This window comes from Amycolatopsis sp. NBC_01307 (genome assembly GCF_035975215.1).
Classification (GTDB): Bacteria; Actinomycetota; Actinomycetes; order Mycobacteriales; family Pseudonocardiaceae; genus Amycolatopsis.
Genome location: NZ_CP108403.1, coordinates 5,551,113 through 5,567,390 on the forward strand (window position 1 = coordinate 5,551,113; position 16,278 = coordinate 5,567,390).

Here is a 16,278-nt window from a genome sequence, read left to right on the forward strand (position 1 = left end):
CATCAGCCCCTAGAGTCGGCGGACGTGAGCACACGGATACTCGTCGTCTACTACAGCGCGACCGGGAACACCGCCGCCCTCGCCGAGTCCCTCGCCGCGGGGGCCGAGGAGACCGGGGCCGAGGTGCGGGTGCGGACCGTGCCGGAGACGGTGCCGCCGGCCGCGATCGCCACCAACCCCCGCTGGCAGGCCTGGGTCGACTCCGGCCCGCACCACGACCTCGCCACGCTCGACGACCTCCTGTGGGCCGACGGCCTCGCGGTGGGCAGCCCGACCCGCTTCGGCGGCCCGGCCGCCCAGCTCAAGTCCTATTTGGACAGCACGGGTGGCTTGTGGGCGCAGGGAAAGCTCGCGGACAAGGTCGCGACGTCGTTCACCACGGCGTCGACCGCGCACGGCGGCCTCGAGTCGACGCTGCTGGCGATCAACAACGTCTTCTACCACTGGGGCGCGATCGTCGTGCCGCTCGGCTACACCGACCCGCACCTGAAGGAGTCCGGCAACCCGTACGGCGGCTCGTTCGTCTCGCGCAAGTCGGCCGCGCCGGACGACCTCGCGCTCGGCGCGCTGCGCCTCCAGGGGCGGCGGCTGGCCACGATCACGACGCACGTCGCGACCGGCCTCAAGCAGCCTGAATAACCGGGAAAACTCTTTTGGTGGTGACGCCCGCGGCCCCTAGAGTCGCGAGGGTGACCACCGAACTGCCCGTCGTCGCGCCGCCGCGGGTCACCTCCCGCGCCCGCGGGACCACGCTCGTCCTGCTCGCCGCGCTGTTCTTCAGCACGTCGGGCACGCTGGGCAAGTCGGCGATGTCCGCCGGCGTCACCCCGGAACAGGTCGCCGCCGCGCGGATCACGCTCGCCGGGGTCGTGCTGCTCGCCGGCGTGGCGCTGTTCGCGCCGCGGAAGCTGAAGGTGCGCCGGGAGCACCTCCCGGTGCTGGTCGGGTACGGCCTGCTCGGCGTGGCCGGTGTGCAGCTGCTGTACTTCGTCGCCGCCGGCCGGATCCCGGTCGGCATCGCGATCCTGCTGGAGTTCGTCTCGCCGGTGCTCATCGCGCTGTGGGTCCGGTTCGTGCGGCGCCACCGGCTGCCGCGGGCCGTCTGGGGCGGCATCGCCCTCGCGATGGCCGGGCTCGCGATGGTCGCGCAGGTCTGGCAGGGCGTGACGCTGGACGTCACCGGCCTGCTCGCCGGCGTCGGCGCGGCCCTCTGCTCGGCCGGGTACTTCCTGCTCGGCGAGCGCGCGGTGGCCGACATCGACCCGCTGGGCCTGGTCACCTGGGGCATGGTGCTCGGCGCGGTCGCGGTGTGCGTCGTCGCGCCGCCGTGGACGTGGCCGGTGCGCCTGCTCGACGTCGACGTCGAGTTCGGGGCCTGGCACCCGCCCGTGTGGCTGCTGCTGACCCTGCTGGTCCTGGTGGCGACGGTGCTCGCCTACGTCTTCGGCATCTCGTCGCTGCGGCACCTGCCGGCGTCGGTGGCGAGCGTGCTCGGGCTGGTCGAACCGGTGATCACGACGGTCGCGGCGTGGCTGCTGCTCGGCGAGGAGCTCGCCTGGCCGCAGCTGCTCGGCGCGGCGATCCTGCTGGCCGGCGCCTACGTCGTGCAACGCAACTCGGAGATCCTCACGGCCTGACAGCGTCCACTGTGGAGGGTCAGCCGCCGCCGGCTATGCGGCTCAAGGCTCCGAAGAACACTTCCGTGATCTTCGTCGGGTCGGTGGCCACGAACGCGCTGCCGCCCGTGGCTTTCGTGATGTCGTCCAGCTCCGTCTTGTCCGCGTCCGGGCCGACGCCGACGCCGATCAGCGGGATCGGGCGTCTCGCGTCCTGCAGTTTTCCCAGCTCCGTCAGCAGGTCCGCGCGGTTGATGCCCTTCGGGTCCTCGTTGCGGCCGTCCGTCACGACGATCACCAGGTTCAGCCGGCCGGGCTCCCACTCGCGACGCGCGGTGCGGTAGGTCTCCAGCACGCTGTCGTAGAGGCCCGTCCCGCCGTCGGCGGTGGCCTTCAGCTGGTTCAGCTTGTCGAGCGCGCCGCTGGCCAGGTGCTGGGCGACCGGCGCCATCGGGAGGATCTCGCGGTAGTCCTTGTCGCCGTCCAAGCGGGTCGAGAACTCCAGCATCCGCAGCTGGGTCGTCGGCTTGAACAGGTGCAACGCCTTCGCCGTGGCCTCGGTGGTCAGCTGCATCCGGTTCAGCCCGGTGCCCGGCACCTGCGCGTTCATCGAACCGGAGACGTCGAGCAGCACCTGCACCCGCGCGCTCAGGTTGATGCCGGCCCACTGGTTGAGCAGGTAGTCGACGTCGACGGCGTCCGGCATGCCGAGCGTCCGGAAGCCCGTCGGCGACACGCGCGGGTCGTCCGCGTGCTCGCGCAGCGCCTGGCCGCCCGCGGCGCGCAGGCCCGTCTTCGCGATGGCGTCGCCGCCCGAGCCGTTGAGCATCGCCTCGCGCAGCTTGTCGACGATCGGGCGCTGCTCCGGCGTGATCCCGCCCAGCTCGGCGAACGGGTAGTCCAGCGTGGGCACCGCGGCCGAGTAGACGGCGACCAGCGACGACGCCGCGTCCTCGACGTTGTGGCGCAGCAAGGAGTTCTCCGACACCGGGAACGCCGTCACCGAGCCCGTGCCGGCGCCGTCGCTCGACCCCGGCAGCCGCGCGATGAGGTCGTTCCCCTCGCCGAGCGTGTTCGTCGAGAACCGCCGCAGCTGTGCGACGTAGGCCGCCGCGGCGTCGGGGTTCGACCGCACGGTGGCCCGGATCCCGAACAGGGCCGCCGCGCCGACGGCGTCGCGCGCCGGGTCGGGCATGCCGGTGACGATCCCCGCCGCGTCCGGCGCGAGGACGTCGGCCCAGCTCAAGGTGCGCGACGGCCAGCCGAGACCCTTCGCCGCCGCTTCCGCGACCGCGAGCACCACCGGCGAGCTGGCGACCGACGCGCCGGTCTCGGGGACGTCGGCGGCGCCGAGCTGGTGGGCGCGGCGCAGCGCGAGGGTGGAGTCGGGCACCCAGACCTGCGGTCGCGGGGTGCCGTCGGACATCGCGAGCCGTTCGGCGGCCAGCGTCGCCTCACGGGTCTGGACCTCGATGGAGTCGCAGCCGAGGTCGAGGCCCTGGACGACCAGCGACAGCGCGGGCGCGATGTCCGGGGACGCGGTGACCAGGACCTTCGCCGGCTGTTCGCAGGCCGGCGCGGATCGCACCACCGAAACGGTCACCCAGGCCGCGGCACCGAGGACGACCACGAGCCCGGTCGCCAGGGCGGGCACGAGCAAGCGGCGTCGTCGCCCGTCCGGCGAATGACGTCCCATCGGCGCGGCCTCTCTTCCCGAGGCGGGTGAGACTCAAGGCTAGTCCGCAGTCCACTGGCCGCACGTGGTCCGGACGGGCTAAGAAACGTAGAACGCCTTCGCACTCCCGGAGGAGGCGAAGGCGTTCTGCGTACTTTCGAAGGGTCTAGACCGGGATGACCGTCGGGACGATCATCGGGCGGCGGCGGTAGGTGTCGGCCACCCAGCGGCCGACCACACGGCGGACCGCCTGGGCGATGCGGTGGGTGTCGGTGATGCCCTCGGCCTCCGTGCGCGCCAGCTCCATCTCCACCAGCGGCACGACGGCGGCGAGCGCCTTCGGGTCGTCGGAGAAGCCGCGGCCGGACACCGTCGGGGCGCTGACCGGGCGGCCGGTGGCGGATTCGATCGCGACGCTGATCGAGATGAACCCGCCCTCACCCAGCACCAGCCGGTCGGACAGGGTCGACTCGCCGACGTCGCCGACCGAGAGGCCGTCGACGTAGACGTGCCCGACCTCGACGCGGCCGGTGCGGGAGGCCTTGCCGTCGACCAGGTCGACGACCACGCCGTCTTCGGCGATCACCACGTTGTCCGCCGCGACGCCGGTGCGGATGGCCAGCTCGGCGTTGGCCTTCAGGTGCTTCCACTCGCCGTGGACCGGCATCACGTTGCTCGGCCGGACCGCGTTGTACAGGTAGAGCAGCTCGCCCGCCGACGCGTGGCCGGAGACGTGCACCTTGGCGTTGCCCTGGTGCACGACGTTCGCGCCGAGCCGGGTCAGGCCGTTGACCACGCCGAACACCGCGGTCTCGTTGCCCGGGATCATCGAGCTGGCCAGCACGACGGTGTCGCCCGCGCGGATCGAGATCTGCCGGTGCTCGCCGCGCGCCATCCGCGACAGCGCCGAGAGCGGCTCGCCCTGGGACCCGGTGGAGACGAACAGGACCTTGCTCTCCGGCAGGCCGCTCGCCTGGTCGAGGTCGACCAGCAGGCCGTCCGGCACGTTGAGCAGGCCGAGGTCGGCCGCGATGCCCATGTTGCGGACCATCGACCGGCCGACGAACGCGATCCGGCGGCCGTGCCGCTGCGCGGCGTCGAGCACCTGCTGGACGCGGTGCACGTGGCTGGCGAAGCAGGCCACGATGACCCGCTGGCCGACGCGGCGGACGACGTCGTCGAGGACCGGGCCGATGTCGCGCTCGGGCATCACGAACCCGGGGACCTCGGCGTTGGTCGAGTCGACGCAGAACAGGTCGACGCCCTCGTCGCCGAGCCGCGAGAAGCCGGCCAGGTCGGTGAGGCGCCCGTCGAGCGGGAGCTGGTCGAGCTTGATGTCACCGGTGTGCAGGACGACACCCGCCGGGGTGCGGATGGCGACGGCCAGCGCGTCCGGGATCGAGTGGTTCACCGCGAAGAACTCGAGGTTGAACACGCCGACGTCGCGGCGCTCCCCCTCGCGGACCTCGATCAGCTTCGGCCGCTGCCGGTGCTCCTTGGCCTTGGCCGCGAGCAGGGCGTTGGTGAACCTCGAGCCGTAGATCGGCAGGTCCGGCCGCAGGCGCAGGAGGAACGGGACGGCACCGATGTGGTCCTCGTGCCCGTGGGTGAGCACCAGTCCTTCGATGTCGTCGAGGCGGTCCTCGATCGCGCGGAAGTCGGGCAGGATCAGGTCGACGCCGGGCTGGTCGTCTTCGGGGAAGAGCACCCCGCAGTCGACGATGAGCAGCCGGCCGGCGAACTCGAAGACGGTCATGTTGCGCCCGACCTCGCCGATACCGCCCAGCGCGACAACGCGCAGGGCCCCGGCGGGCAGTTCGGGCGGGGCGTTGGTGGGGCCTGGACCTGGGGGAAGTGAGCTCACCGAGGCAGGGTCCCAACGCTGGTGTGCGAGGTCGGCGCCACGTAGGCGGCCCTCGAGTCTGCTTGTGCCACCCGCTCACCATGCCAGTCCTGGGCCGCCGTGTCGCCCAGCGGCACGCCGCCCTGGGCCAGATCGGCGGCGATCAGGGCGGTTTGCTCGGGCGTCGCGGCCACGATCGGGAGCCGCGGCTCGCCGATGTCGAAGCCCCGCAGCTTCAGCGCCGCCTTGCTGAACGCGACCCCGCCGACCCGCGACATCGCGCGCAGCACCGGCAGCATGCCGCGGTGGTTGGTGCGCGCGGTGGAGGTGTCGCCGTTCTCGTAGGCGTCGATCATCGCGCGGATCCGGCCCGCGACGACGTGACCGATCACACTCACCACGCCGGTGCCGCCGACGGAGATCCAGGGCAGGTTCAGCCCGTCGTCGCCCGAGTAGTAGGCGAGGTGGGTGTTGGCGATGACCTCGGAGCCGGCGATCAGGTCGCCCTTGGCGTCCTTGACCGCGACGATCCGCGAGTGCTCGGCCAGCCGCAGCAGCGTGTCGACCTCGATCGGGACGACCGAGCGCGGCGGGATGTCGTAGAGCATCACCGGCAGGCCGGTGCTGTCGGCGACGGTGGTGAAGTGCGCGTACAGCCCGGCTTGGCTGGGGCGTGAGTAGTACGGGGTGACGACCAGCAGCCCGTGCGCGCCCGCCGCTTCGGCCAGCTTGGCCTGCTCGATGCTGTGCGCGGTGTTGTTGGTGCCCGCGCCGGCCACGACGGTCGCGCGGTCGCCGACGGCCTCGACCACGGCGCGGACGAGCTCCTGCTTCTCCGCGTCGGTCGTGGTCGGGCTCTCGCCGGTGGTGCCGTTGATGACGAGGCCGTCGTTGCCCAGCTCCACGAGGTGCTCGGCCAGCTCCTGCGCCCGCTTCAGGTCCAGCGCGCCGTCGGCGTCGAAGGGGGTGGCCATCGCGGTGAGCACGCGCCCGAACGGCCGTCCGGGCGCGGCGGTTGGTGGGTTGGACATGCTGAGACGGTACCTCCTCCCCCCGACGAAAACCGCGCCGACCTGGTCGGGTGCGGGAAAGTGCGGAGGATTTCCGGGGTCCGGCCGTTCGTCCCGGAACTTCTACTTGACCTTGGTCACGATCGGCGCGGTGATCGGGCCGCCGTCGGCCTTGGTGAGGACGCAGTAGAAGTCGCGGCTGGGTTCCTCGCCCTTCACCGGCGTGCCCGTCCACTCGGCCGCGGTGGGCACGAGCGCGCGGTAGGTGAGGCCGGTGCGCTTGGCCTCCGGCACGATCGAGGAGCGGAACGCCGTCGCGCATGCGGCTTCGGCGCTCGCCTTCACCGCGTCCAGACCCGGGTAGGCGGCCACCGCGACGTCTTCGGTGTTCCAGTTCTCGACCGACAGCAGGCCGCCGATCTCGTAGACCTCCAGCGAGTGGCTCTTGTCGCACTCGGACTTGTTGTCGTCCTCGCTGATGATCGCGCCGTCCTGCACCGGGGCGTTGAAGCACCGGTAGTAGCTGCCGATGGCCGCGCGGATCTGACCGCCGATGCCGTAGGTCATCGTCGGCTGCTTCTGCGCGTCGACCGCGGGCTTCTCGAAGGCCTTGCCGGCGAAGAACCCGCCGACCAGGGCGGCCACCACGAGCACCGCGGCGAGCGCGATCCACAGCCCGCGCAGGTTCTTCTTCGGCGGCTGCGGCGCCATCCGGGTCGGCGGGCCGCCCTGCAGCATCGCCGTGCCGCCCGGCGGGGTCGGCCGCGCGCCCTGGGCCGTGGCCAGCAGGTTCTGGGCCTGGGCCGTGGTCAGCCGGGCCTCCGGCTTGGCGACCAGCAGCCCGAGGATCACCGCGGCGATCGGGCCGTGGCCGCGGGTCAGGTACGGGATCTCGGTCATGATCGCGTGTAGCGTCGCCGCCGTGGTCGCCCGCTCGAACGGCATCGTGCCCTCGACGGCGTAGAACAGCGTCGCGCCGAGCGACCACAGGTCGGACTCGGGCATGGCTTCCCGGCCTTCGACGCGCTCCGGCGCCATGAACGCGGGCGAGCCCACGATCATCCCGCTGGTGGTCAGGCGCGGGTCGTCGATGGCGTGGGCGATGCCGAAGTCCGTCAGCTTCACCCGGCCGTCCGGCGCGACCAGGATGTTCGCCGGCTTGACGTCGCGGTGCACGATCCCGGCCTTGTGCGCGGCCTGCAGCGCGGTGAGCACGCGCTCCCCCAGCTGCGCGGCCTGCGCCGCGTGCATCGGGCCGCGCTGGCGCACGAGGTCGGCCAGCGACGGGGCCTCGACGAGCTCCATCACGATGAACGTGGTGCCGCCGTCGGTGACGACGTCGTAGACCGTGACGATCGACGGGTCGTTGAGCCGGCCGCCGGTGCGCACCTCGCGCAGCGCGCGCTCGGAGAAGACGGCGGCGGACTCGGCGTCGGGCAGCCGCAGCTCCTTGACCGCCACCTGGCGGCCGATCACCTGGTCCTGGGCCCGCCACACGACGCCCATGCCGCCCCGCCCGAGCTCGCCGAGCAGGACGTAACGGCCCGCGACAACCCGCTGACCAGGCGTGGCGGGCGCCCGCGGCGGGTACGGACGGGTCTGTTCGTCGGTCACGGTGCTCCTTCAGGCGGCGGTCGCGCAGATGCTAGTCGGACCGCCGCAGAGCGCCTCGGGTTCCGCGCAATTCGTGACTCAGCGAGCCGGGGCGTACCTTTCGCCGTGGTACGGGATCCAGCGGTAGCCCGGGGCGAAGTCGCTGAAGTCGGACCGCCGACCGGTCGCGAACCAGATGTCCTCGCTGACCACGAGACCGGGCACGAGCGTCAGGTCCTGGGCCATGAGCTGGTCGTAGCTGCGCAGCTCGTCGGTCTTCGGACCGGCGAGGGCGTAGCGGTAGACCGGTGGCGCGGTCCGGAGCTGCCAGTAGAGCCGGCGCCCGGCCGCGGTGACGGCCGTCGCGTCCTCGTCGGACTCGACGCCGCGCTCGCCCACCCCCTCGGGCGCCACTCCGCACCACCAGCCGCCGTTGGCGGTGAAGATGCGCGAAGGCCAGCCCTCGAAGTGGCGCGCGAGATCCCGGGCGTGGGTCTCACGCCCCCCGCATTCGGCGTTGAGGGCGAAGATCCAGGCCATGGTCGCGGCCTCCCTGCTCGTGGGGTGTCAGCCGGTGAAGGTCAAGTAGATCAACACCAGGTTCAACGCGATGATGACCGCCGCGATCAGCGACGCCGCCACCGTTGTCAGGCGATGGTTGGCGTCCGCGCCCATCAGCTCGCGGTCGGCCGTCAGGCGGATCAGTGGTACCAGTGCGAACGGGATCCCGAACGACAGCACCACCTGCGAGACGACCAGCGCCGCGCTCGGGTCGGCACCGAGCGCGAGCACCACGATAGCCGGGGTGAGCGTGACCAGGCGGCGCAGGACCAGCGGAACCCGCTTGTGGAGCAGGCCCTGCATGATCATCGCGCCCGCGTACGCCCCGACGGACGTCGACGCGAGGCCGGATGCGAGCAGGCCGATCGCGAACATCAGCGCGATGCCGGGACCGAGGGCGTGGGCGACGGCGCCGTGCGCGCCCTCGATGCTGTCGACCCCCTCCTGGCCCTGCAGGTTCGTGGCCGCGAGCAGCAGCATGCCGAGGTTGACCGCGCCGGCCAGGAGCATCGCCAGGCCGACGTCGGCGCGGGTGGCGCGCAGCAGCCGGCGGCGGCTGCCGGCGTCCGCCCGGCCGTGGCGGTCGCGGACCAGGCCGGAGTGCAGGTAGACGGCGTGCGGCATGACCGTCGCGCCGAGCATCGCGGCGGCGATCAGCACGCTGCCGGAGCCCTCGAAGCGCGGGACCAGCCCGCCGAGCGTGCCCGACGCCGACGGCGGCTCGACGAACAGGCTGGCCAGGAAGCCGATCGCGATGACCAGCAGCAGGCCGGTGACGACGCGCTCGAACGTCCGCTGGCCGCCGCGGTCCTGCACGGCCAGCAGCGTCAGCGACACCGCGCCGGTGATCAGGCCGCCCACGACGAGCGGCAGGTCGAACAGCAGGTTGAGGGCGATGGCGCCGCCGACGACCTCGGCCAGGTCGGTGGCGATGGCGACGACCTCGGCCTGCAGCCAGTACCCGATCCGGGCCGGCCGGGACAGCCGGGCGCGCAGGGCCTCCGGCAGGGACATCCCGCTGACCAGGCCGAGCTTCGCGGACAGGTACTGGACGAGCACGGCCATCAGGTTCGCGACGACGATCACCCAGACCAGCAGGTAGCCGTAGCGGGCGCCGGCGCTGATGTTGGCCGCGACGTTCCCGGGGTCGACGTAGGCGATCGCCGCGACGAACGCCGGGCCGAGCAGGGCCGAGCCCGTGCGCAGGCGCGACACCAGTTTCGGCCGGGCGGCCTCGGTCACAGCCATGGCGCCTGCCTCTCGAACCGGATGTCGGGGACCCAAAACCGAAGTTTAGGCATGCCGAACTTTGCCTGACAAGGGTGATCGCTCCCACCTCGGTCACCCCGGGTACCCCGAAAAGCCGTGAAGGCCTCCTTCCCGGCCTTAAGAGCCGGTAAGGAGGCCTTCACGGACAACGAGTCAGGGGTGGGCGACCTCGTGGCCGGACTCGCGCAGCGCCTTGACGGCGTGGTCGAGCTCGGTCGCACGGACCAGGATGTGGTCGGTGTCGAACGTGGACATCGAGAACAGCGCGACACCGGCCGCGGCCAGCTCCGAGGCCAGCGCGGCGATGATGCCGGTGAGGGTGAACTCGAGCGGGCCGCGGACCGACAGCAGCCGCCAGCCGTCCTCCGCGGCCGAGCTGCCGGCCGGTTCGCGCCCGGCCGGGCAGATCACCGACAGTTCTTCGGGCGTCCGGGTCACCGAGACGAACGCGGGTTCGCCGGGAGCGAGCAGCTCCGCCGGCACCGGGGCGTCCGCGGGCAGCCGGACGACGGCGTACTCGCCGGGCCGGACGTCGATCGCGAGGCGTTTCATCAGCCTTCGAGGACCTTCGGGCTCGTGGCGATCTCGGTGCCGTCGGGCAGCGTCGAGATGGTGAAGTCCGCGAAGATGTTCGCCGCGGCCTTCTGCAGCTGCCGCAGGCACTCCACGGCCAGCTCCCGGATCTCGACGTCGGCGTGCTCGGTGGCGCGCATCGCGACGAAGTGGCGCCACGCGCGGTAGTTCCCGGTGACGACGATGCGGGTCTCGGTCGCGTTCGGCAGCACGGCGCGCGCGGCCTGGCGGGCCTGCTTGCGGCGCAGGGTCGCGCTCGGCACGTCGGCGAACTTCTCCTCGAGCCCGGCGAGCAGCTCGGTGTAGGCGTCGACGCTCGCCTGGGCCGCGGCGAGGAACTTCTCGTGCAGCGCCGGGTCGTTCGCGATCACCTCGGGCTCGACGAAGGCCGCGTTGCGCTCGGGCACGTACCGCTGCGAGAGCTGCGAATACGAGAAGTGGCGGTGGCGGATCAGCTCATGGGTCAGCGATCGCGAGATGCCGCTGATGTAGAAGCTGACGGAACCGTGCTCCAGCACCGAAAGGTGGCCGACGTCGATGATGTGCTCGATGTAGCCGGCGTTGGTCGCGGTGACCGGGTTCGGCTTCTTCCACGACTGGTAGCAGGCGCGCCCGGCGAACTCGGCGAGCGCCTGGCCGCCGTCCGCGTCGGTCGACCACGGCACGTCCTCAGGCGGGAAGAACTCCGTCTTCGCGATCAGCTGCACCTTGGGTGACACGGTTTCGGCCACGTCCGCACTCCTTCTCCCGGCCCGACTCCACGACTCCAGCGCAGCCTAACCGCGTGAGGGCGGCCACTCCCGGGCGACACATGACACCAGCCTTGACACCGCGATCGCCTTGACCGATGTCAGAAGTGACGTCATAGTGGTGTCATGGACCTGACGCCGTACATCGCCAACCTCCGCGAGGACCTCGCGAACACGGCCTCCGCCGGGGATGAGCACACCCGGCGTGCGGCCGCCCTGCTGTCGGCCGCGCTCGAACCGGCGGTCCGCCTGACGCTGATGAACGCGCTCGCGGACCTCGCCGCCGAGGTCACCGCCAGCCTACCCGGCCAAGTCGTCGACGTCCGGCTCGACGGCCGGGACGTCCGCGTGGTCGTCACCGGCGCCGCGGAGGAACCGGCACCACGGGCGACACCACGTGACACCACGCCACCACCACCGATCGACACCGGTGACATCACCCGCATCACGCTGCGGCTGGTCGACCAGATCAAGGGCCAGGCCGAGCGGGCCGCGCAGGCGCAGGGCGTCTCGCTGAACACCTTCGTCTCCCAGGCGGTCCAGGGCGCGCTGGGCCACGGCGGGCTGGGTGGCAGCGGCCTCGGCGGGCTGGGCGGCGGGCGCAAGCACCACTCCAAGAGCGACCAGAGCGGCTCCCGCCTGCACGGCTGGGTCGAGGGCTGAGGGGAAACGACCATGAGCGAAGAGCAGACGACACCGAACGAGACACCGCCCGCCTCGGAGGTTCCGGCCGACGAGACTTCCACCGAACAGGCTTCCACTGAAGAAACCCACGCCGAAGAGGCCCGCACCGACGAGACCACGGCCGACGGCTTGGTGCGCGTCCAGGAGTTCGAGGCCGGCGGGCCGCTCGAGCTGGACGTCGCCGTGACGATCGGGCGCGTGGAACTGGTGCTGGACCGCGAGTCCGGCGCGCGCGTCGAGCTGCGGCACGACCAGGGCGAGCAGCAGCCGTGGGTGGAGGGCGTCAACAACCTGCTGTCCTGGGTCGGCGAGCGCTTCGGCGACCAGCTGGGCGTCGACCCGACGGCCTCCCCCGCCGAAGCGGTGAAGCAGAGCCGGATCGAGAAGCTGGGCAACCGCCTGGTCGTCCAGGCGCCGAAGGCGTGGCAGCTGCGCAACGTCGCGCTGTCGGTGACCGTGCACGCGCCGGCGGGTTCGCACGTCGAGGTGCGGGCGGGCGCGGCGGACGTCACCGTCGCCGGCTCGGCCGGGCGCGTCGACGTGCTGACCGGCTCCGGCGAGGTGAAGCTCGACCGGGCCGACGGCGCGGCGACCGTGCGCACCGGCAGCGGCGCCATCAAGCTCGGCCCGACGCTCGGCGGCCTGCAGCTGCGCAGCGGCAGCGGCAACGTCGAGGCGACGTCCCTGGCCGGCTCGGCGACCCTGGCGACCGGCACGGGCGACGTCTGGCTGGGCGCGGTGACCGGCGAGGTGATGGCCCGCACCGGCAGCGGCGACCTCTCGGTGGCCGACGCCGGCGCCGGCACGCTCGACCTGATCACCGGCTCCGGCGAGGTCCGCATCGGCATCCGCGGCGGCACGACCGCCGAGGTCGACCTGACCTCCAGCGGCGGCCGCGTCTCCAGCGAGCTGGACGTCGCCGGCGCCGCCCCCGCGGGCGGCGTGACGCTGAAGGTCCGCGCCCGCACGGGCTCCGGCAACGCCGTGGTGACGCGCGCGGCCGGCTGAATGAGGGGATGACGGGCCGTTCCCGGTGAGGGTACCGGGAACGGCCCGTTCTTCACGTCCGGGTGCCAGGATGGCGGCATGACGGTGGAGACCGAGCGCGCGGTGTACCGGGCGCGGCTGCGCGGGTGCCTGCTGGGCGGGGCGATCGGTGACGCGCTGGGCAACCCGGTCGAGTTCCAGGCCCTCGCGGCGATCCGGCAGCCGGTCGGCCTGGTGGCGAACGCCGAGGGCGTCGCGGAGATCACCGACGACACGCAGATGACGCTGTTCAGCCTCGAAGGCTTCCACCGCGGCTGGGTCCGCGCGCAGGCGAAGGGCATCGGCGGCGCGCTGGCGCAGCTCGTGCACGACGCGTACCTGCGCTGGCTCGACACGCAGGAGCACCCGGCGCCGCCGCCCGCGGAAGGCTGGCGACACCGGGCCGGGCAGCTGCGGCTGGAGCCGTGGCTCTACGCGCGGCGAGCGCCGGGTTCGGCGTGCCTCTCCGGCCTTCGCGCGGCCTACACCCCGGACACCTACGCCGAGCCGGACGGCCGGCCGGGTCCGGTGAACCCGGACTCGAAGGGCTGCGGCACGGTGATGCGCTCGGCGCCGTTCGGGTTCGCCGGCGACGCGCGGCACGCCTACGTCGTCGCGGCGAACTGCGCGCGGATCACCCACGGCCACCCGACCGGCTACCACGCGGCGGGCGCGTTCGCGGCGATGATCGCGTACCTGCTCGAAGGCGAGTCCCTGGAAGCGGCGGTGCTGCGGTCGATGCGGCTGCTCGCGCGCTACCCGGCGCACGAGGAGACGCTGGCCGCGTTGCGTCAGGCATTGGATCTGGCCTTCTCGGGCGATCCCTCGCCCGAGAAGGTCGAGTCCCTCGGCGGTGGCTGGGTGGCCGAAGAGGCGCTGGCGATCGCCGTCTACGCGGCGCTGGCACCGGTGAGCGTGCCGGACGCGCACCCGGAGACGACGTTCCGCGCCCGGCTCCGGCTGGCCGTCACACACTCCGGCGACAGCGACTCGACGGGGTCGATCTGCGGAAACCTGCTCGGCGCCCGGCACGGCGACGACGTGCTGCCGTGGGACTGGGTGTCCCTTGTGGAGGGCCGCGCGACGATCGCCCGGCTGGCGGACGACTTCGCGACGGAATCGGCGCAGACGCGCGGGTACTAGGCGAGGAACCCCGCGAACCTCGACGGACGACACGCGTACCTGGATGGACGACTCGCGCGCCCAGAAGGTCGGCTCGGTGGTCGACCCGCCCTCAGCGCACCAGCTTCGTCAGTGCCGGGGCCAGGTCGCCTCGGGCGCCCACCGCCACTCCCGACAGGCCCAGCCACTCCGCCATGTGTCTCAGTTCCGCCGCCAGTTCCGGGAGCAGCCGCGCCAGGTCTGCGCCCTCCTCGGCGAAGGCGCCCTGGACGCGCAGGACGCCCGTCGCGCGGTCGGACTTCAGGTCCACCCTCGCCGCCAGTTCGCCGTCCAGCAGGAAGGGGAACACGTAGTACCCGTACACCCGCTTCGGCTCCGGGACGTAGATCTCGATGCGGTAGCGGAACCCGAACAGCCGCTCCGTGCGGGCGCGTTCCCAGATCAGCGGGTCGAACGGGCACAGCAGCGCGCGGCCGGTGACCGCTCGGGGGGTCCGCGCCTCGAAGTGGCGGTACGCCGGGGCCTTCCAGCCCCGGACCGCCACCGGCTCCAGCACGCCGGACTCGACCAGCTCCGCCACCGCCTGGCGCGCCGGGGTCGGGCCGAGGCGGTAGTAGTCGCGCAGGTCCGTCTCCGTCGCGACGCCCAACGCGCGCGCCGACCGCTCGATCAGGCCGCGCGCCCCTTCGTCGGCCGACACCGAGACGGCCAGGATCTCCGGCGGGACCACCCGCTCCGTCAGGTCGTACAGCCGCTCGAACGACCGGCGCGTGCCCGTGGTCAGCTGGCCGACGCCGAAGAGGTACTCGCAGACGCGCTTGACCTCCGAGCGCTCCCACCACGACCCCGGGCCGCGCCGCTGCGCGTCCGCCTCCACCTGGCGCTCGATGCCGCCCGCGCCGATCGGGCCCAGCTCCTTGACCACCGACAGGATCTCGTCGACCAGGCCCGGTGACTTCTCGATGAGCGGCCCGTAGTGCTTCCACCAGCCGTCCCGCTTCGCGCCCGACCGGATCAGCGGCCAGTCCTCGACCGGCAGCAGGCTCGCCTCGTGCGCCCACGTCTCCACCAGCAGCCGCGGCTGCTTCGCCGAGTGCGACCACGCCGCGCTGTCCAGCAGCGCGGGGTCGTAGGAACCCAGGCGCGAGAACACCGGCATGTAGTGCGCCCGGACCGCGACGTTCACCGAGTCCAGCTGCAGCAGCTGGACGCGCGAAAGCACGCGTTTCAGGTGCCGCCGCGACGGCACACCGGAGGGACGCGGGTCGGCGAAGCCCTGCGCGGCCAGGAACGTCTTCCGGGCCGTCGCGACACTGATCGTCTGCATGATGACGTCATCGTGCCAGCCACCACCGACAGTTTTCGGCGACCCGATAGATTCGGGTCCATGAGCGACGCCGCCGTCCGCCCCGCCGACCTGTCCGACGCCGCGGAGATCGCCCGCATCCAGCGCGAGACCTGGCACGCCGCCTACGAAGACCTCCTGGGCAAGCAGGCCCTGGCCGAGCTGGACGGCACCGACCTGGTCGGCACCTGGACCGAGGCCATCGACTACCCGGACAGCCAGGTCTACGTCGCCACCGAAGGCGAGTTCACCGTCGGGTTCTGCGTCGCCGGCCTGGCCCCGGACGTCGAGGTCGCCGCGGCCGACGGGTCCCTGCCCGCGGACGCCGACGTCACCGGGCTGATCGCCAACCTGCTCGTCGAGCCGCGCTGGGGACGGCGCGGGCACGCCGGGCGGCTACTCGGGACCGCCGCGGCGGGGCTGCGGGCCGACGGCGCCGTGCGCGGCATCGCCTGGGTCGGCCAAGGAGACCACGCCTCGCTCGGCTTCTACCGCCGGGCCGGCTGGAACCCCGACGGCACGGTCCGCACCCTCGACACCGGCGAGCGCATGCTCCGCGAGGTCCGGCTCACCGGAACCCTCGAGCTGTCCCTCGTCTGAGTCCTGGAAGAGCACCCACCGCATCACGGCGTACATGAAGACGCCCTCGCCGGCGCCCGCCAGCACCCGCGCGAGGTGGTATTCGACGCCGAGCGCGCTCAGTCCCGCGCCCACACCCAGCAGGAACACCGCGTAATTGACGGCGATCGCCCCGGTGTAAAGCACGAGCTGGATTCCGACGGCCGCGTGGGAATGGAAGTTGAACGTCCGGTTCAGCACGAAGCTCACCGCGAACGCGCAGCCGTACGCCAGCGTGATGCCGAGCCACACCGGCCAGCCCAGCAGCCCGTGGAAAACGGTCAGCAGGCCCAGGTCGAGGCCGAAGGTGAAGCCGTTGATCAGGCAGAAGCCGAGAAACGTCGGCGCCACGATCCGCGACAGACCCCAGGGGAGAAACCGCACGACGGTCCGGCACAGGGCGCCGAATCGGTCAGCGGGCGTACGAGGTTGCTCGGCGGCCACGCCGTCAGCGTTCCAGCGGGAGGTGGCCGGAAACCGTCCGGCAGGTGATCTTCTGGTGCGGACCACCGGCCGAAGAGTAGGGCCAACCCCAGTGCGCGGAGATTTCGAACTGATAACTTGGAAGACCGGGAGCAAATCAGGAGGTGACAC

General features: G+C 72.3%; 15 protein-coding genes and 1 pseudogene. 6 read left to right on the forward strand and 10 right to left on the reverse strand.

Translation table 11 applies throughout. The features are described from left to right. Positions 1–24 precede the first annotated feature (24 nt). Positions 25–639: an NAD(P)H:quinone oxidoreductase gene (gene wrbA / locus OG439_RS23500; RefSeq protein ID WP_326943044.1), complete on the forward strand. Its 615-nt coding sequence runs from the start codon at positions 25–27 to the stop codon at positions 637–639. A 50-nt stretch (positions 640–689) separates the two neighbouring features. Further along, positions 690–1,637, forward strand: coding sequence for an EamA family transporter (locus OG439_RS23505; RefSeq protein WP_326943045.1), 948 nt, complete (start codon positions 690–692; stop codon positions 1,635–1,637). 19 nt (positions 1,638–1,656) lie between these two features. On the opposite strand, the gene OG439_RS23510 is transcribed toward OG439_RS23505, so the two are convergent. The 8 genes from OG439_RS23510 to thyX form a co-directional block, all read right to left on the reverse strand. Then, the gene (locus OG439_RS23510; RefSeq protein WP_326943046.1) at positions 1,657–3,312 is read right to left on the reverse strand and encodes a VWA domain-containing protein; all 1,656 of its coding nucleotides are present in this window, start codon (positions 3,310–3,312) and stop codon (positions 1,657–1,659) included. A 145-nt stretch (positions 3,313–3,457) separates the two neighbouring features. After that, positions 3,458–5,155, reverse strand: coding sequence for a ribonuclease J (locus OG439_RS23515; protein WP_326943047.1), 1,698 nt, complete (start codon positions 5,153–5,155; stop codon positions 3,458–3,460). Further along, on the reverse strand, positions 5,152–6,165 hold the full coding sequence (gene dapA, locus OG439_RS23520; protein ID WP_326943048.1) for a 4-hydroxy-tetrahydrodipicolinate synthase: 1,014 nt from the start codon (positions 6,163–6,165) through the stop codon (positions 5,152–5,154). Before dapA ends, OG439_RS23515 begins: the two co-directional genes overlap by 4 nt. Before the next feature lie 102 nt (positions 6,166–6,267). Continuing rightward, positions 6,268–7,758, reverse strand: coding sequence for a serine/threonine-protein kinase (locus OG439_RS23525; protein WP_326943049.1), 1,491 nt, complete (start codon positions 7,756–7,758; stop codon positions 6,268–6,270). A 78-nt stretch (positions 7,759–7,836) separates the two neighbouring features. After that, the gene (locus OG439_RS23530; RefSeq protein WP_326943050.1) at positions 7,837–8,277 is read right to left on the reverse strand and encodes a hypothetical protein; all 441 of its coding nucleotides are present in this window, start codon (positions 8,275–8,277) and stop codon (positions 7,837–7,839) included. Positions 8,278–8,304: 27 nt separating this feature from the next. Further along, positions 8,305–9,546, reverse strand: coding sequence for an Nramp family divalent metal transporter (locus OG439_RS23535; RefSeq protein WP_326943051.1), 1,242 nt, complete (start codon positions 9,544–9,546; stop codon positions 8,305–8,307). A 174-nt stretch (positions 9,547–9,720) separates the two neighbouring features. Further along, positions 9,721–10,119, reverse strand: coding sequence for an ACT domain-containing protein (locus OG439_RS23540; RefSeq protein ID WP_247054657.1), 399 nt, complete (start codon positions 10,117–10,119; stop codon positions 9,721–9,723). Further along, positions 10,119–10,871 carry an FAD-dependent thymidylate synthase gene (gene thyX / locus OG439_RS23545; protein WP_247054659.1) on the reverse strand — a complete coding sequence of 251 codons (753 nt, stop codon included), beginning with the start codon at positions 10,869–10,871 and terminating at the stop codon, positions 10,119–10,121. The genes OG439_RS23540 and thyX overlap by 1 nt, the downstream gene beginning before the upstream one ends. A gap of 144 nt (positions 10,872–11,015) precedes the next feature. Between thyX and OG439_RS23550 the strand changes: the two genes are divergently transcribed. The 3 genes from OG439_RS23550 (at position 11,016) to OG439_RS23560 (ending at position 13,742) form a co-directional block, all read left to right on the forward strand. Further along, positions 11,016–11,552 (forward strand): toxin-antitoxin system HicB family antitoxin, encoded by a 537-nt coding sequence (locus OG439_RS23550; RefSeq protein ID WP_247054661.1) that lies wholly within the window; start codon positions 11,016–11,018, stop codon positions 11,550–11,552. 12 nt (positions 11,553–11,564) lie between these two features. Beyond that, positions 11,565–12,581, forward strand: coding sequence for a DUF4097 family beta strand repeat-containing protein (locus tag OG439_RS23555; RefSeq protein ID WP_326943052.1), 1,017 nt, complete (start codon positions 11,565–11,567; stop codon positions 12,579–12,581). Between the two features lie 78 nt (positions 12,582–12,659). Continuing rightward, positions 12,660–13,742 (forward strand): ADP-ribosylglycohydrolase family protein, encoded by a 1,083-nt coding sequence (locus tag OG439_RS23560; protein WP_326943053.1) that lies wholly within the window; start codon positions 12,660–12,662, stop codon positions 13,740–13,742. A gap of 91 nt (positions 13,743–13,833) precedes the next feature. Here OG439_RS23560 and OG439_RS23565 read toward each other — a convergent pair whose 3' ends face one another. Beyond that, positions 13,834–15,048, reverse strand: a complete 1,215-nt coding sequence (locus tag OG439_RS23565) for a winged helix-turn-helix domain-containing protein (protein ID WP_326943054.1) — start codon at positions 15,046–15,048, stop codon at positions 13,834–13,836. Between the two features lie 60 nt (positions 15,049–15,108). Here OG439_RS23565 and OG439_RS23570 point away from each other — a divergent pair, with 60 nt between their 5' ends. Beyond that, a complete protein-coding gene (locus OG439_RS23570) occupies positions 15,109–15,666 on the forward strand; it encodes a GNAT family N-acetyltransferase (protein WP_326943055.1) in 558 nt (185 codons plus the stop codon). A gap of 66 nt (positions 15,667–15,732) precedes the next feature. On the opposite strand, the pseudogene OG439_RS23575 reads toward OG439_RS23570, so the two are convergent. After that, positions 15,733–16,278 (reverse strand): annotated as a pseudogene (locus OG439_RS23575) (GtrA family protein); the annotation flags it as partial.

Excerpts from the sequence above, each read along its gene's own strand:
- OG439_RS23510 (WP_326943046.1), bottom strand. The coding sequence starts at position 3,312 with ATGGGACGTCATTCGCCGGACGGGCGACGACGCCGCTTGCTCGTGCCC.
- dapA (WP_326943048.1), bottom strand. The coding sequence starts at position 6,165 with ATGTCCAACCCACCAACCGCCGCGCCCGGACGGCCGTTCGGGCGCGTG.
- OG439_RS23530 (WP_326943050.1), bottom strand. The coding sequence starts at position 8,277 with ATGGCCTGGATCTTCGCCCTCAACGCCGAATGCGGGGGGCGTGAGACC.
- OG439_RS23535 (WP_326943051.1), bottom strand. The coding sequence starts at position 9,546 with ATGGCTGTGACCGAGGCCGCCCGGCCGAAACTGGTGTCGCGCCTGCGC.
- OG439_RS23540 (WP_247054657.1), bottom strand. The coding sequence starts at position 10,119 with ATGAAACGCCTCGCGATCGACGTCCGGCCCGGCGAGTACGCCGTCGTC.
- OG439_RS23550 (WP_247054661.1), top strand. The coding sequence starts at position 11,016 with ATGGACCTGACGCCGTACATCGCCAACCTCCGCGAGGACCTCGCGAAC.
- OG439_RS23555 (WP_326943052.1), top strand. The coding sequence starts at position 11,565 with ATGAGCGAAGAGCAGACGACACCGAACGAGACACCGCCCGCCTCGGAG.
- OG439_RS23560 (WP_326943053.1), top strand. The coding sequence starts at position 12,660 with ATGACGGTGGAGACCGAGCGCGCGGTGTACCGGGCGCGGCTGCGCGGG.
- OG439_RS23565 (WP_326943054.1), bottom strand. The coding sequence starts at position 15,048 with ATGCAGACGATCAGTGTCGCGACGGCCCGGAAGACGTTCCTGGCCGCG.
- OG439_RS23570 (WP_326943055.1), top strand. The coding sequence starts at position 15,109 with ATGAGCGACGCCGCCGTCCGCCCCGCCGACCTGTCCGACGCCGCGGAG.